We start from the raw sequence: 14,966 nt of genomic DNA, 5'->3' as shown, positions 1-14,966 counted from the left end.
TACTTTATCTAAACCACCGAGACCGCAAAAAAAGCGCTCAAATTGAGCGAGAAAGCAAACAGACGATAGAAATACCTAGCGAGGATTTAAACCCTGAATATGGGCGATATATCCAGCTTGCAGGGGTCAATGTATGGGGAGGGATTGAATGAGTCTGACAGAGAATGACAAGCGAGTATTAAGACTAATCAAGGTAGGAGCTGAGAACTCCATAACAGGGGCAGAAATCAGCTTACTCACCAAACTAGCAGAAAGAACAGTACAGGACATTATCAGCCGTCTGATCACGCGCTACGGTGTTCCTATCATCGGGGTACGTCACGGAGCTTTCAGAGGCTACTTTATCCCAGCTAACAAAGAGGAGCTACTGGATGGAGCAAAGGCGTTCTATAACCAAATACAGGAGGAACAGAAGCGCCTAACTGTCCTTTTAAATGCTGATTTAGAGAGCTACAAGCAACTACTGAAGGGAGCTGATGAATATGTTTAGTCTCAGCAAAGAAAGCGAATATGAGCTAACTCATGGCGTTCTGGAGCTTGTGGAGAATTACCTGGAAGCGCGTGATACAGTCAAACCACGATTGACAGGGTTAATCTCAGCCCAGGAAGTCATGGACGAGTTAGACGTAAAATATAAGACACTTCAAAAGTGGGAAGATGCTGGGCTAAGACGATACCAGCCCCCACTAGAAGATACTAGGAAAATCTATTATAAAATATCTGACATCTGGAAGTTTTTTGGGGTGAAAAATGGGTAGATACATGACAGAGCCAGCTTATGCTGGTATGAAGTTAGCCAAGGAAGATAAAACCAAGGTCAGACGCCCAAAGTTGAAGCAACTCAAAGCACGGAAACAACTGAAGAAACTGATGAAGAAACGAAAAAAGGGGCGATAGTATGACAATTTACGAGGCTAGAGGCTTTCAGGGTAATCTTGTCTATCCATTTGATAAGATTGAGCCTTTCCAGTATATTGAACGCTTTAAACCTTTTGTAGTCCCTGAAAGTGCTGATCCGGAGGAATACAAAAGAACCCAGGCGCCATATTGTTTAAGTGGTAAGGTTATGCCGGAGAAAAACGGGAGTTACAAGCGAAACAACACCAGCCTAGTATATCGGGATTTGATTTTTCTTGATTATGACGATATACAGGAGACGACTGAGGGCTTTATAAGGGCCGTTTCTAGCGCTTTATTTGGCTACTCCTATATCTTATACCCGACTATCAAACATAGCTTAGAAAAGCCCCGTTTTCGCCTTGTAGTGAAGCCTGACAACGTGATGAATGAGGCAACCTATAAGCAGGTAGTGAAGGAGATTGCTGACAAGATAGGACTACCCTTTGACATGGCCAGTCTAACCTGGTCACAACTCCAAGGGCTACCAGTAACCACTGGAGAACCATCCGAATATCAGAAAATTGTCGAGCATGGCCTAGATTATCCAGTCCCCAAGGTTGAACCAAGAGCGAAGCAAGAAACTACTGGTAAATTCACACCCAGACCGAGGGGGCAGAGATCTATGACCATGAGGATCATTGACACGCTTTTTAATGGCTTTGGAGACGAGGGAGGGCGCAACGTAGCACTGACACGCTTCGTAGGTTTACTCTTTAACAAGTGGGTTGATTGTGACCTAGAGACCGCCTACGAACTTACAAAGATAGCTAATAGCGTGACTGCTGAACCTTTACCAATCGAGGAACTAGACCGTACTTTCAGCAGCATAGCACGGGCAGAATACAGAAAGAGAGGGTAGGACCATAGAAAAGGAAAAATTGAAAAGCCTGGAAAGTGAAATATTAGAGGTGCGTGAAAGTGAAGATAAGCACTTTAAGACTTTCAAAGGTGTTAGGGGGCAGCTTATCAAAGAGTGTCAAGAAATCAAAGACAAGGCTTATCAGCAAGCTTATGAAGAAGTTATGACAGACAGCAAACACCTTGAAAATGTAAAGGCCGGCAGGTTGACCGAGGCCCAGCATGAAGAACTAGCCCAGCAGAAAGGCGAGGAAAAGAGCAGCAAGGCTTTACCAACTAATCCGCTGGGAGTTGCTATTATGTTAAAAAAGCATATCCGATTTATTAGAATTAAGCCAGAGGCACAAGGGCAAAAAGCCCCACTATATTTCTATAATCCTGATTTTGGTATCTGGTTAGAGGATAATGAATTTTTGCAAGATCTTATTTCTGTCATTTATCCAAACACAACAGAAAAACAGGCATTTGACACGCTTTATAAAATAGCAAGACAAAGCCGAATGAGGGAAATCCAAGGCAATTATACTGTAATTGGGAAACAGCTATACAATGCTAAGACAGGCATTTTTGAAGAAACTACACCAGAGATTACAGCAACAAGAAAGATAAAAACAGGTTATAACCCTGGGGCAGAAGAGCCTATAATTAACGGCTGGAAGCCGACAGCTTGGCTTTTAGAGTTGTTTGACGGTGACGAGGAGCTTTATAACCTTGCTATCCAAATTATAAAAGCAAGCATCACAGGGCAGTCATTACAAAAGATCTTTTGGCTTTTCGGTGAAGGTGGAACAGGAAAAGGAACTTTTCAGCAGTTACTTATAAACCTAGTTGGTATGGAAAATGTGGCCAGTTTGAAGATCACTGGTTTAACAAAAAGCCAATTTTCAACTTCTATATTATTGGGAAAGTCGCTTGTAATCGGTGATGATGTACAAAAGGACGCAGTAATTAGAGACACTTCAGATATGTTTAGCTTAGCAACAGGCGACATAATGACCATAGAGGACAAAGGAAAACGCCCTTACAGCATACGCCTTAATATGACGGTGGTACAGTCATCTAATGGTTTACCAAGAATGAACGGAGATAAGTCAGCTATTGATAGGCGATTTAGAATTTTACCTTTTACCAAAGTATTTAAAGATAAACCTAATAAGGCTATCAAAGACGATTACATTAACCGCAAAGAAGTGCTGGAGTACCTGGTTAAGTTGGCCATTGAAACACCAATCGCTGACATTAACCCTACGAAGTCGATTGAAATTTTAGAAGAACACCACAAGGATATGAACCCCGTTATTGATTTTGTTTCTAAGTTTTTTACTGATGAATTGACAAGTGAGTTTATCCCTAATAGTTTTGTCTATCACGTTTGGAAAGGTTTCCTAGAATACTATGGTATTAAAGAAAACAGGTCAGAAATGGGCTTACATCGAGAAATCAAAAGCAACTTGCCTGAAGGTTTTGCAGTTGGCCAGAAGGTTATCCCTGCAGGGCAACAGATCCATAAAGGTTTTTATCCTAAAGAAGACCTACCGCCGTTTGCAAGCGTAGCCTATACTAATGGTAGGGCAACACCCGAAAAGCAGAAAAAGCCAAAGAATGAACGCGGGTATTACAACCATTGGCCAGAGTACAAAAAGAGAAGGAAAAGAAAATAAGAATTTTATACACTTTATACAGTAGGGCAAAAATTTTATACACTTAAAAACGTTGTCATATCAAGGGTTTTATACACTTTATACAAAAAACACGGAAATAAAAAAATTTCCTTATATTATGTTTCAAAAATGGGGTTCCTATTATCCCCTATATATATTTTTATTTTAATGTATAAAGTGTATAAAGTGTATAAAACAATAGCAAAACCCTTGGTACTACTGACTTTATTTTTTATACACTTTCAAAAACAAGTGTATAAAATTTTCAAGAAGCGTATAAAAAAGGAGCTAAAAATGAAAGTCAAGCTATTTTATCAGCAACAGAAGCAAAGCCTGCAGGAATTTGAAAACCAGGTAAACGACTTTATGGCAGGCGTTGAAGTTATTGACGTGAAATATACAGAGGCAACTAGTGGCGACTATGAAAATTTAGATACAATCACAGCGTTACTGGTCCTATACAAAGAATAAGGAGGAAACCCATGACAGAACCAGCATACTTTGAACAGGCAGATCAGGAACTGGAGGAACTCAACCGTAAGCGTGACGATTTTATGGCGGATGTAACACCGGTGTGTCTTGAAGATACGCCTGAATTGATTGAACTAGGTGAGAAGCTCCGGGCAGAAGACACCAGCATAAACGCCTATGAGTTATACAGACACCCTGAAGCGCGTGCAAAGTTATTCGCCCAAATCGCGGAAGCCTGCTTCTTGCTGATTGCAGATAGTTCACCAGTACCAGTGCAGCCAACACAAGCACAGCGGATCCATTTTTGTGAGTACCTAGAAGGGCAGTTCCAGAATATCATTAAAAAGTTGATTGCAAGCACAGACAAGCAAGCTCTGGAGTCTTTGCTTGAAGCCCTGCAACTGCCCAAAGAAAAACAAGCTCAGTTTATCCGTAATGTGGTAGTAAGCGGCTTACTCAGTGAAGAATAGCAGCAAAGGGGCATTGCCTCTTTTTGTGGTTTCATTGCTACTAAACCCAATCAATTTGGGTTTTTCTATATAGGGGGATTTTTGAACGAATGGAAGTTATAAAATCAATAACCATAGAGACATTTATAAAGCCAATGAAAAACAAGAATATCAGTCACGGTATAGCTGAGTTGGACGGTAGAAAACTAGAAATAGACCTAGATAATCTGTGTATCACCTTTGAACGTGATCGTTTTGATTTAGCAAGAATACCAGGAACTAAGGGAGGAAATCGCTACTTTTTTCTCTGTCCTATTTGTGGTAAACGATGCAGAAAACTCTATAAGAGACTTTTGCTATATGGTTGTGGATCATGCCAGAAAATACACAAGTCAACACTGAACCGAAGTAAGACAGATTGCCAATACTATTGGGAGCTTGCGCTTAGGGAAGCTAGAAAGGTAGAACCAGGTTGGAGTCCCAAACGTGGCGGATATATGTTTGACAGTTTTCCTGAAAGACCAAAGTATATGAAGCGTGACAAGTATTACAAGCATTATCAAAAGTTTGTTAACTACACCAGAAAAGGGGATAGCTTTTGGCTGAATGGTTTGAGATTGTGAGACAATATGAAGTAGTTTTTTGGAACATTTTCAAACAAATCTAAATAAAGAACACAGTTACAACAGTCAATTACAAGATACTAAACATGTATGAATACGAGACAAGAGGCAGAGATACCCCCTTTATTTTCAGACGGGGGTATATTTTGCTAGAGGAAAAGAACGCTGCCCTCTTCTGTCCGAAAAATTCCCTTTTTGAAATGTTTAAAGGTATTAGGGAATGTAGTGCTATCAGGAAGTTAGCTTGATTTTTTCACCTCTAAAGCTACCCATTAACTAAGTAGTTTAGGAGGCCTTAGATAATTTGTAGTAATGGAACAATTCTACCAAACGAACACCGTAGAAAGGTGCAATATGGAACGTGATAGCCGAGGGAGATTTTTGCCGGGCAACCAAGTAGCAAAAGGCAACAGGGGCAACAGAAAACCAAAATATGGCAATAGCAACGCTTTGAATCATGGACTACGCAGAGGATATACTGGACTGTTACCAAGCCAAAAAGGTGGGGTATCTATTTATAAAATGGGTGCATACCTTGGAACGCTACCAGATAAGTATTTCCACCACTCAGAAGATGGAGCGCTTTGGGTAGATTATAACGCTTGTCAGTATTTAATTTCAGTTTGTGGCTTTCCTGAAAGTATGTTTAGCGAACCAGAGGAATGGTAAGGTTTTGGTAAGATGACGAGTTTTTCCAAGGGTTAGAAAAGGTGAGATTGTGGCAAAAAAGATATGCTTAAAATACAAGGGTACATGTACTTGAACTCCGAGCGAACGCCGAGAAAATAGCTCTTGAACAGAGAACGAACAGAGAAGATTACATAGCTTGAAGCTAGAGCGAAGCCTGAGAAAGTGGGGTATATCCCCCTATCATTTATCAAGCAGATAAGAGCAATAATAACTCTCCTTAACTCCCTGAGAAATGACAAGCAGATAAGCGGAGTTTTTAGCCCTCTTATTTCGGATCTACTCCTTGCAGAATGACAAGCAGATAAGCAAAGAAATAACTTGCCTTAATTGCTTGCAGAATGATAAGGAAATAAGAGAGATAAAAACATCCCTTAATTGCTTATCAAACCATAAGGAGATACGGGGGCTATCTCCCTCCCCACGCGCTTCTACGAGCTTCACCCGTCATTGTACATTTTTTCTCACGGGAAATACTTCCCAGGGAATAAATGAACCTCGAGCGAAGCTAGAGAAAACGCAAAAAGCCAAGGCTCTCCACCTTGGCAATAATTTCAACACAATTATTATATCATGGAGGAGGCCAAGGCATGACACCAGAGCAGGTAAAAGAAAAACTAGAGGGCGTTAAGTGGATAAGCAAGGAGATCAAAGGCTTATATTTGGAATTGGAAGCCCTGGAAGGTGGTATTATCGAAAAGCCAACACTAAGCCATAGCAGGGTGCAGACAAGCAGAGAGAACAAGACAGAGAACAATCTTATAAGTGTTCTGAAGCTAAAAGAGGATACGCTCCGGAGGATTGAGCGACTTACTGAGGAGAGAATGGCCATATCGGGGCTAATCGATAAGCTGGACAATCCACTTGAGCGTTCTGTTCTAAGACTTTTTTACTTGAATGATCTCGACGCTTGGGAGGTTGCTGAAGAATTAGGTAAGTCTAAAACTTCGATATATCAGGCTAGAAAAGAAGCTTTAGAACATTTGGCAAGTATTGTAAATGCAGATTGATAAAAAATAGACAGTTAAACAGGTATAAAGATTTCTAAAAAGCTATCCATCACTGGTAAAATTGAGTCTAGACGGCCAAGATGGAGCATTTGAAGCTAAAGCGCTGGAGCTGCTGCGCGTGATTGAAGCCTTCAGGGACAATCTGGACGATGTACGACGTGAGATATTCGCCAATCTCTTTACAAGACGAACTGGAGAGAGGTTGAAGTTATGGCAGATATACGAGACACTAGACATTGATAGGGCTGAGTATGAACGTTTCAAAGCTGAGATACTGCTAGACTTTGCTAAAAGCTATCGTGGTGGTGTTTTGTTGAGAAATGTTGAGATTTAAGAGAGAAAATATGGACATTTATGGACACATATCGCCAGTCGTTGAACAGCTCATAAAATGTTGTCAGGTACTAACAAGTTCTTACATATCCCGCCCGACGTCGAAAAATTTAAAAATGCTCTCTGGGAATGAACAATTATGAACATATTCCACCAGAACGGAGAGCTAGAAGCGTATAAGTAGGCAAATGTAGGCGTAGGCTTCATATTCGCCCCCTATTTTGCTTTGTTTCGTACTGGACAACTAAAACACCACGGATAAACTACAAGCCCTTAGAAGCAAATCTGAGGGCTTTTGTGAGATAAAAAAGAGAGCACACACCCCCCACAGCCGACGCCTTTAATGTAGGAGGTAGTAACTCTCATTGCTTAGATTATAACCTAAAAAACTTTTAAATACAAGAACATTGAGACTCTACTCTGAAGTTCCTACAATTATGTTTGAAAATGAAGGCAAAGAGTTACAGGTATAACATCATAAAGCACGCGCTTCATGGTATAATATACCTATCAGCAACCAGCAATAAAAAAGCACGTTTGACCGTGCTAGCTTCTTGCCTGCTGAACTCGTTAAATCCTAGCCCTTTTGTGGGGCTTTTTTGCTCCCCTTTTTGCGTACTTTGGGGGAGCAAGTAGTAAACAGTAATATTAGTGATTTTTGTTAAAAAGCGCGTGATATAAGGGTTAGGGAACTATAAAGAAACATAAAATAAGCAATTTTTGATTTTGTAGAATAATGACTAACATTTGTGTATATATTTTCTGGACTAAAAGCTATATACTGAAAATGAAAATTTGTTTGAAAGAGGCAAAATAGTTTATGGTATATTCAAAAGAAATTGTCAGAGAGTGGCTAGATGAGGTGGCAGAGCGTGCTAAAGATCATCCTGAATGGGTAGATGTCTTTGAACGTTGCTACACAGACACTTTAGACAATACAGTTGAGATCTTAGAAGACGGCTCAACTTTTGTACTGACAGGAGATATTCCAGCCATGTGGCTTCGTGACTCAACTGCTCAGCTGAGACCTTACCTCCATGTGGCTAAAAGAGATCCTCGTTTACGTCAAACCATTGCTGGGTTGGTCAAACGTCAGATGACTTTGATTCTCAAAGATCCCTATGCCAACTCCTTCAACATTGAAGAGAACTGGAAGGGTCACCACGAGACAGATCATACAGACCTCAATGGCTGGATTTGGGAGCGCAAATATGAAGTGGATTCGCTTTGCTATCCCTTGCAATTGGCTTATCTCCTTTGGAAGGAAACTGGTGAGACTAGCCAGTTTGATGAGACTTTTGTTACAGCGACTAAGGAAATCCTTCATCTTTGGACGGTGGAGCAAGATCACAGGAACTCTCCTTATCGCTTTGTTCGTGATACTGATCGCAAGGAAGATACCTTGGTAAATGACGGCTTTGGGCCAGACTTTGCTGTGACAGGGATGACCTGGTCAGCCTTTCGTCCAAGTGATGACTGCTGTCAATACAGTTACTTGATTCCGTCAAATATGTTTGCAGTGGTTGTCTTGGGTTATGTCCAGGAAATCTTTGCAGAATTAAATCTAGTAGATAGCGAAAGTATTATTGCTGATGCCAAACGACTCCAAGCTGAGATTCAAGAAGGAATCGAAAATTATGCCTACACAACAAACAGCAAGGGCGAGAAAATCTATGCCTTTGAGGTAGATGGTTTAGGAAATGCTAGTATCATGGATGATCCAAACGTACCAAGCTTATTAGCCGCTCCGTATCTGGGTTACTGTGATGTTAACGATGAAGTCTATCAAGCAACTCGTCGCACTATCCTGAGCCCTGAAAATCCATACTTCTACCAAGGAGAGTACGCAAGTGGACTTGGAAGTTCTCATACCTTCTACCGCTATATCTGGCCGATTGCCCTTTCTATCCAAGGATTGACAACAACGGATAAGGCAGAGAAGAAATTCTTGCTAGATCAGTTGGTTGCCTGTGATGGTGGAACAGGTGTGATGCACGAAAGCTTCCACGTAGACGATCCGACACTCTACTCACGCGAATGGTTCTCATGGGCCAACATGATGTTCTGCGAATTAGTCTTGGATTACTTGGATATTCGCTAATACTCTTCGAAAATCAAATTTAAACCACGTCAGCTTCGCCTTGCCGTATATATGTTACTGACTTCGTCAGTTCTATCTACAACCTCAAAGCAGTGCTTTGAGCAACCTGCAGCTAGCTTCCTAGTTTGCTCTTTGATTTTCATTGAGTATAAGGAGCACGCTTTAGCTTCACTGATTCTTGTTAGAATTACAAGTTTATATTTAAAACATTAAAAATTTAAGTTAGAATGAGGTTTTACTCATGGAAAATGTTGTTGTACATATCATCTCTCACAGCCACTGGGATCGTGAGTGGTATCTACCTTTTGAAAGTCACCGTATGCAATTGGTGGAACTTTTTGACAATCTGTTTGATCTTTTTGAAAATGACCCTGAATTCAAGAGCTTCCACTTGGATGGACAAACCATCGTCCTCGATGACTATTTAGAAATTCGTCCTGAAAACCGTGACAAGGTGCAGCGTTATATCGACGAAGGCAAGCTCAAGATTGGTCCTTTTTATATCTTGCAGGATGATTACTTGATTTCCAGTGAAGCTAACGTCCGCAATACCTTGATTGGACAAGCGGAATGTGCTAAATGGGGCAAATCTACTCAAATTGGTTACTTCCCAGACACCTTTGGAAATATGGGGCAGGCTCCTCAAATCCTTCAAAAATCAGGTATTCACGTCGCAGCCTTTGGACGTGGTGTGAAGCCAATCGGATTTGACAATCAAGTCCTTGAAGATGAACAGTTTACCTCTCAATTTTCTGAGATGTACTGGCAGGGAGCTGATGGTAGCCGTGTACTCGGCATTCTTTTTGCTAACTGGTACAGTAACGGGAATGAAATTCCAGTGGATAAAGACGAGGCTTTGACTTTCTGGAAGCAAAAATTAGCAGATGTCCGTGACTATGCATCGACCAACCAATGGTTGATGATGAACGGCTGTGACCACCAGCCTGTACAGAGAAATATTAGCGAAGCGATTCGTGTGGCAAACGAACTCTTCCCTGACGTGACCTTTATTCACAGTTCTTTTGACGAATATGTGCAAGCAGTGGAAAGTGCACTTCCTGAACACCTATCAACGGTTACAGGTGAGTTGACTAGTCAGGAAACGGATGGTTGGTATACTCTTGCTAACACCTCTTCATCCCGTATTTACCTCAAACAAGCCTTTCAAGAAAATAGCAACTTGTTAGAGCAGGTTGTGGAACCGTTGACCATCATCACTGGCGGTCATAACCATAAGGATCAATTGACCTATGCATGGAAAGTGCTCTTGCAAAATGCGCCACACGATAGCATCTGTGGATGTAGTATTGACGAAGTTCACCGTGAAATGGAAGTTCGTTTTGCCAAGGTTAATCAAGTCGGGAATTTTGTTAAGACCAATCTTCTTAACGAATGGAAGGGTAAATTAGCTACTCAAAATGCGCAAAGCGACTACCTCTTTACCGTTGTCAACACAGCTTTACATGACAAGGTTGATACAGTTAGTGTTGTAGTGGATGTGGCTACTTGTGATTTCAAAGAATTGCATCCGACTGAAGGTTACAAGAAGATGGCAGCCGTGACCTTACCAACCTACCATGTTGAAGATTTGGATGGTCATGTCATTGAAGCTAAGATTGAAGACTTGGGGGCAGGTTTTGGTTATACCTTACCCAAGGATAAATTCCGTCAACCTTATATTGCACGTCAAGTGCGCGTGACAATCCCAGTTCACCTTGCTCCGCTTTCTTGGGCAAGCTTCCAATTAGTTGAAGGCCAAGTAGAATACCGAGATGGTATTTATCAAAATGGAGTCATTGATACCCCATTCGTAACAGTGAGTGTAGATGAAGGAATTACAGTTTACGACAAGACTACGAATGAAGCCTACGAAGATTTCATCCAATTCGAGGACCGTGGAGATATTGGTAACGAGTACATTTACTTCCAGCCGAAAGGAACTGAGCCAATTTATGCTCAACTGAAAGGTTATGAAGTCTTAGAAAACAATGCTCGCTATGCCAAAATCTTGCTCAAACATGACTTGACTGTTCCAGTTAGCGCAGATGAAAAATTGGATGCAGAACAAAGAGGTATCATCGAGTTCATGAAACGAGATGCAGGTCGTTCAGAAGAGTTGACAACCATTCCTCTTGAAACAGAAATGACTGTCTTTGTGGACAATCCACAGATTCGCTTCAAGACTCGCTTTACTAATACAGCCAAAGACCACCGCATTCGTCTCTTGGTGAAAACTCATAACACTCGTCCAAGCAATGCTTCTGAAAGCATCTATGAAGTTGTGACAAGACCAAATAAACCAGCAGCTTCTTGGGAAAATCCTGAAAATCCACAACACCAACAAGCTTTTGTCAGCTTGTATGATGATGTTAAAGGAGTGACCGTATCCAATAAAGGATTGCACGAATATGAAATTCTTGGAGATGACACCATGGCTGTAACCCTTCTTCGTGCTTCAGGCGAACTCGGTGACTGGGGCTATTTCCCAACACCAGAAGCTCAGTGCTTGCGAGCTATCGAAGTTGAGTTTGCAGTAGAATGTCACCAAGCAGGGGAACGCTTCTCCGCTTTCCGTCGTGCCAAAGCCTTCCAGGTGCCATTTACAGCTCTTCAAGTTGCAAAACAAGAGGGGAGCGTTGCAGCAACGGGTAGCCTCTTTAACCATCCGGCACTGAACTTGCCACAAGTCTGCCCGACATCCTTTAAGGTAGCTGAGAATGAAGAAGGTTATGTCCTTCGTTACTACAACATGAGTCAAGAAAATATCCGTGTGTCTGAAAAACAACAAACCATTCTTGACTTGTTGGAACGCCCATACCCAGTCCATTCAGGACTATTGGCACCACAAGAAATTCGTACAGAATTGATTCAAAAAGAAGAAATTTAGTTTCAAAAAGTAAACATAAACAGAAAGGAGGAGCGAAAAAGTAAGAACCAACTGCTGATTCGCTCCTTTTGCAGGTGAAAGCAATGACCATTGCAACGATTGATATCGGAGGGACTGGCATTAAGTTTGCTAGTCTAACTTCTGATGGAAAGATTTTAGATAAGACCAGCACTCCAACTCCAGAAACTCTAGAAGATTTATTGGCTTGGTTGGACCAACGCTTGTCAGAACAGGACTATCGTGGGATTGCTATGAGTGTTCCAGGAGCGGTCAATCAAGAAACAGGAGTGGTTGAGGGAATTAGTGCCATTCCTTACATTCATGGATTTTCATGGTACCAGGCCCTTGCTCATCACCATCTACCTGTCCATCTAGAAAATGATGCCAACTGTGTTGGACTTAGTGAACTGCTAGCTCATCCTGAAATTGAAAATGCCGCCTGTGTTGTCATTGGCACAGGGATTGGCGGGGCCATGATTATCAATGGCAAGCTTCACCGTGGTCGCCATGGCTTGGGTGGTGAGTTTGGCTACATGACCACCATCGAACCAGCAGAAAAACTCAATAACTGGTCACAACTAGCTTCTACAGGAAATATGGTTCGCTATGTGATCGAAAAGTCTGGTCAGTCAGACTGGGATGGCCGTAAGGTTTACCAAGAGGCTGCAGCAGGCAATGTCCTTTGCCAAGAAGCCATTGAGCGTATGAATCGTAATCTAGCTCAAGGACTACTCAATATTCAGTACCTGATCGACCCAGATGTCATTAGCCTAGGTGGCTCTATCAGTCAGAACCCTGATTTTATTAAGGGTGTGCAAGAAGCAGTAGATACCTTTGTGGAAAGATATGAAGAATATACAATTGCTCCAGTCATTCAAGCTTGCACCTATCACGCAGATGCCAATCTCTACGGTGCCCTTGTCAACTGGTTACAGGAGGAAAACCAATGGTAAGATTTACAGGACTTAGTCCCAAACAAGCGCAAGCTGTTGAAGTATTAAAAAATCACATCTCCCTACCGGATGTAGAAGTGGCAGTCGCTCAGTCTGACCAAGCCTCCATCTCTATCAAGGGTGAGAAGGGGCAGTATCAATTGACCTATCGAAAACCTCATCAACTCTACCGTGCCTTGTCTGTGCTAGCAACAGCTTTAGCAGAAGGAGACAAGGTCGAGATTGAAGAACAGGCTGCTTACGAAGATTTAGCCTACATGGCTGACTGTTCGCGAAATGCAGTTCTAAATGTTGCATCTGCCAAGCAGATGATTGAGGTCTTGGCTCTCATGGGTTATTCAACCTTTGAGCTCTACATGGAAGACACCTATCAGATTGAAGGGCAACCTTATTTTGGTTATTTCCGCGGGGCTTATTCAGCTGAAGAGTTACAGGAAATTGAAGCATACGCCCAGCAGTTTGATATGACTTTTGTCCCATGTATCCAGACCTTGGCTCACTTATCAGCCTTTGTCAAATGGGGAGTCAAAGAAGTCCAGCAACTTCGTGATGTAGAAGACATTCTCCTCATCGGTGAGGAAAAAGTCTATGACCTGATTGACGGTATGTTTGCAACTCTATCTAAACTGCAAACTCGCAAGGTCAACATCGGAATGGACGAAGCTCACTTGGTTGGTTTGGGGCGTTATCTCATCTTAAACGGTGTTGTGGACCGTAGCCTCCTCATGTGCCAACATTTGGAGCGCGTGCTGGATATTGCAGACAAGTATGGTTTCCACTGCCAGATGTGGAGCGATATGTTCTTCAAACTCATGTCAGCAGATGGCCAGTACGACCGTGATGTGGAAATTCCAGAGGAAACACGAGTTTTTCTTGACCGCCTTAAAGACCGTGTGACCTTGGTTTACTGGGATTATTATCAGGATAGCGAAGAAAAATACAATCGTAACTTCGGTAACCACCACAAGATTAGCCAGGATATTGCCTTTGCAGGTGGTGCTTGGAAGTGGATTGGTTTCACACCACACAACCATTTCAGTCGTCTCATCGCTATCGAAGCAAACAAAGCCTGCCGTGCAAATCAGATTAAGGAAATCATTGTGACTGGTTGGGGGGACAATGGTGGTGAAACAGCTCAATTCTCTATCTTACCAAGTTTGCAAATTTGGGCAGAACTCAGCTACCGAAATGATTTAGAGCGCTTGTCTGCTCATTTCAAGACTAATACAGGTCTATCGGTTGAGGACTTTATGCAGCTTGATTTGGCCAATCTTTTGCCAGACCTACCAGGAAATCTGAGTGGGATTAACCCCAACCGCTACGTCTTTTATCAGGATGTTCTTTGCCCAATTCTTGACAAGCACATGACTCCTGAACAGGACAAGCCTCACTTTGCCCAAGCAGCTGAGACTCTTTCTGACATTAAAGAAAAAGCTGGCGCCTATGCTTATCTTTTCGAAACTCAGGCCCAGTTGAATGTTATTTTAAGTAGCAAGGTTGATGTAGGACGACGCATTCGTAAAGCCTATCAAGCAGATGATAAAGACAGCTTGAAACAAATCGCCAGAGAAGAATTGCCAAAACTCAGAAGCCAGATTGAAACCTTCCACAAGCTCTTTAGCCAGCAATGGTTGAAAGAAAACAAGGTCTTTGGTTTGGATACGGTAGATATCCGTATGGGTGGGCTCTTGCAACGAATCAAGCGAGCAGAAAGCCGTATCGAGGCTTATTTGGCTGGTCAAATTGACCGCATCGACGAGCTGGAAGTAGAGATTCTTCCATTTACTGACTTCTACGCAGATAAGGACTTCGCAGCTACAACAGCCAACCAATGGCATACTATTGCGACAGCTTCGACTATTTATACGACCTAGAAATTTATCACAAATAGTTAAAACATCTCCTTTTTAATACATGGAGATGTTTTTTTGATTTGGAGGTTGGGAAGGAGTATAATGAAGGTATAATACTCTTCTAAAATCAAATTCAAACCACGTCAGCTTCGCCTTGCCGTACTCAAGTACAGCCTGCGG

At 42.0% G+C, this 14,966-nt stretch carries 15 protein-coding genes; all 15 read left to right on the top strand.

What is annotated here, in order from left to right; translation table 11 throughout:
* The first annotated feature begins 148 nt into the window (after window positions 1-148).
* Window positions 149-490, top strand: a complete 342-nt coding sequence (locus QM867_RS06785; protein ID WP_414315399.1) for a DNA-binding protein — start codon at window positions 149-151, stop codon at window positions 488-490.
* Window positions 483-758 carry an XRE family transcriptional regulator gene (locus QM867_RS06780; RefSeq protein ID WP_333502604.1) on the top strand — a complete coding sequence of 92 codons (276 nt, stop codon included), beginning with the start codon at window positions 483-485 and terminating at the stop codon, window positions 756-758. The genes QM867_RS06785 and QM867_RS06780 overlap by 8 nt, the downstream gene beginning before the upstream one ends.
* A complete protein-coding gene (locus QM867_RS06775) occupies window positions 751-897 on the top strand; it encodes a hypothetical protein (RefSeq protein WP_333502603.1) in 147 nt (48 codons plus the stop codon). The genes QM867_RS06780 and QM867_RS06775 overlap by 8 nt, the downstream gene beginning before the upstream one ends.
* Window position 898: 1 nt before the next feature.
* Complete coding sequence (locus QM867_RS06770) at window positions 899-1,759, top strand: primase alpha helix C-terminal domain-containing protein (RefSeq protein ID WP_414315398.1); 861 nt, start codon at window positions 899-901, stop codon at window positions 1,757-1,759.
* Between the two features lie 19 nt (window positions 1,760-1,778).
* A complete protein-coding gene (locus tag QM867_RS06765) occupies window positions 1,779-3,419 on the top strand; it encodes a phage/plasmid primase, P4 family (protein ID WP_414315397.1) in 1,641 nt (546 codons plus the stop codon).
* 294 nt (window positions 3,420-3,713) lie between these two features.
* On the top strand, window positions 3,714-3,890 hold the full coding sequence (locus tag QM867_RS06760; RefSeq protein WP_333502600.1) for a hypothetical protein: 177 nt from the start codon (window positions 3,714-3,716) through the stop codon (window positions 3,888-3,890).
* Window positions 3,891-3,901: 11 nt separating this feature from the next.
* Window positions 3,902-4,360, top strand: a complete 459-nt coding sequence (locus QM867_RS06755; RefSeq protein WP_268710293.1) for a hypothetical protein — start codon at window positions 3,902-3,904, stop codon at window positions 4,358-4,360.
* A gap of 98 nt (window positions 4,361-4,458) precedes the next feature.
* A complete protein-coding gene (locus tag QM867_RS06750) occupies window positions 4,459-4,962 on the top strand; it encodes a hypothetical protein (RefSeq protein ID WP_371608122.1) in 504 nt (167 codons plus the stop codon).
* Between the two features lie 354 nt (window positions 4,963-5,316).
* Window positions 5,317-5,631, top strand: coding sequence for a hypothetical protein (locus QM867_RS06745; protein WP_045616698.1), 315 nt, complete (start codon window positions 5,317-5,319; stop codon window positions 5,629-5,631).
* A 608-nt stretch (window positions 5,632-6,239) separates the two neighbouring features.
* On the top strand, window positions 6,240-6,659 hold the full coding sequence (locus tag QM867_RS06740; RefSeq protein WP_414315396.1) for a DUF1492 domain-containing protein: 420 nt from the start codon (window positions 6,240-6,242) through the stop codon (window positions 6,657-6,659).
* Window positions 6,660-6,720: 61 nt separating this feature from the next.
* Window positions 6,721-6,993, top strand: a complete 273-nt coding sequence (locus QM867_RS06735) for a hypothetical protein (protein WP_414315395.1) — start codon at window positions 6,721-6,723, stop codon at window positions 6,991-6,993.
* 819 nt (window positions 6,994-7,812) lie between these two features.
* Window positions 7,813-9,093, top strand: coding sequence for a glycoside hydrolase family 125 protein (locus QM867_RS06730; protein WP_315640193.1), 1,281 nt, complete (start codon window positions 7,813-7,815; stop codon window positions 9,091-9,093).
* A 241-nt stretch (window positions 9,094-9,334) separates the two neighbouring features.
* The gene (locus tag QM867_RS06725) at window positions 9,335-11,980 is read left to right on the top strand and encodes an alpha-mannosidase (RefSeq protein ID WP_414315394.1); all 2,646 of its coding nucleotides are present in this window, start codon (window positions 9,335-9,337) and stop codon (window positions 11,978-11,980) included.
* 83 nt (window positions 11,981-12,063) lie between these two features.
* On the top strand, window positions 12,064-12,933 hold the full coding sequence (locus QM867_RS06720; RefSeq protein WP_315640190.1) for an ROK family protein: 870 nt from the start codon (window positions 12,064-12,066) through the stop codon (window positions 12,931-12,933).
* On the top strand, window positions 12,927-14,807 hold the full coding sequence (locus tag QM867_RS06715) for a beta-N-acetylhexosaminidase (RefSeq protein ID WP_414315393.1): 1,881 nt from the start codon (window positions 12,927-12,929) through the stop codon (window positions 14,805-14,807). The genes QM867_RS06720 and QM867_RS06715 overlap by 7 nt, the downstream gene beginning before the upstream one ends.
* Window positions 14,808-14,966: the final 159 nt, after the last annotated feature.

Source organism: Streptococcus infantis (assembly GCF_047463635.1).
Lineage (GTDB): Bacteria > Bacillota > Bacilli > Lactobacillales > Streptococcaceae > Streptococcus > Streptococcus infantis_W.
This window is presented reverse-complemented; position numbering and strand designations above follow the sequence as displayed.

Excerpts from the sequence above, each read along its gene's own strand:
- QM867_RS06740 (WP_414315396.1), top strand. The coding sequence starts at position 6,240 with ATGACACCAGAGCAGGTAAAAGAAAAACTAGAGGGCGTTAAGTGGATA.
- QM867_RS06745 (WP_045616698.1), top strand. The coding sequence starts at position 5,317 with ATGGAACGTGATAGCCGAGGGAGATTTTTGCCGGGCAACCAAGTAGCA.
- QM867_RS06760 (WP_333502600.1), top strand. The coding sequence starts at position 3,714 with ATGAAAGTCAAGCTATTTTATCAGCAACAGAAGCAAAGCCTGCAGGAA.
- QM867_RS06725 (WP_414315394.1), top strand. The coding sequence starts at position 9,335 with ATGGAAAATGTTGTTGTACATATCATCTCTCACAGCCACTGGGATCGT.
- QM867_RS06720 (WP_315640190.1), top strand. The coding sequence starts at position 12,064 with ATGACCATTGCAACGATTGATATCGGAGGGACTGGCATTAAGTTTGCT.
- QM867_RS06775 (WP_333502603.1), top strand. The coding sequence starts at position 751 with ATGGGTAGATACATGACAGAGCCAGCTTATGCTGGTATGAAGTTAGCC.
- QM867_RS06785 (WP_414315399.1), top strand. The coding sequence starts at position 149 with ATGAGTCTGACAGAGAATGACAAGCGAGTATTAAGACTAATCAAGGTA.
- QM867_RS06715 (WP_414315393.1), top strand. The coding sequence starts at position 12,927 with ATGGTAAGATTTACAGGACTTAGTCCCAAACAAGCGCAAGCTGTTGAA.
- QM867_RS06730 (WP_315640193.1), top strand. The coding sequence starts at position 7,813 with ATGGTATATTCAAAAGAAATTGTCAGAGAGTGGCTAGATGAGGTGGCA.
- QM867_RS06780 (WP_333502604.1), top strand. The coding sequence starts at position 483 with ATGTTTAGTCTCAGCAAAGAAAGCGAATATGAGCTAACTCATGGCGTT.
- QM867_RS06770 (WP_414315398.1), top strand. The coding sequence starts at position 899 with ATGACAATTTACGAGGCTAGAGGCTTTCAGGGTAATCTTGTCTATCCA.
- QM867_RS06755 (WP_268710293.1), top strand. The coding sequence starts at position 3,902 with ATGACAGAACCAGCATACTTTGAACAGGCAGATCAGGAACTGGAGGAA.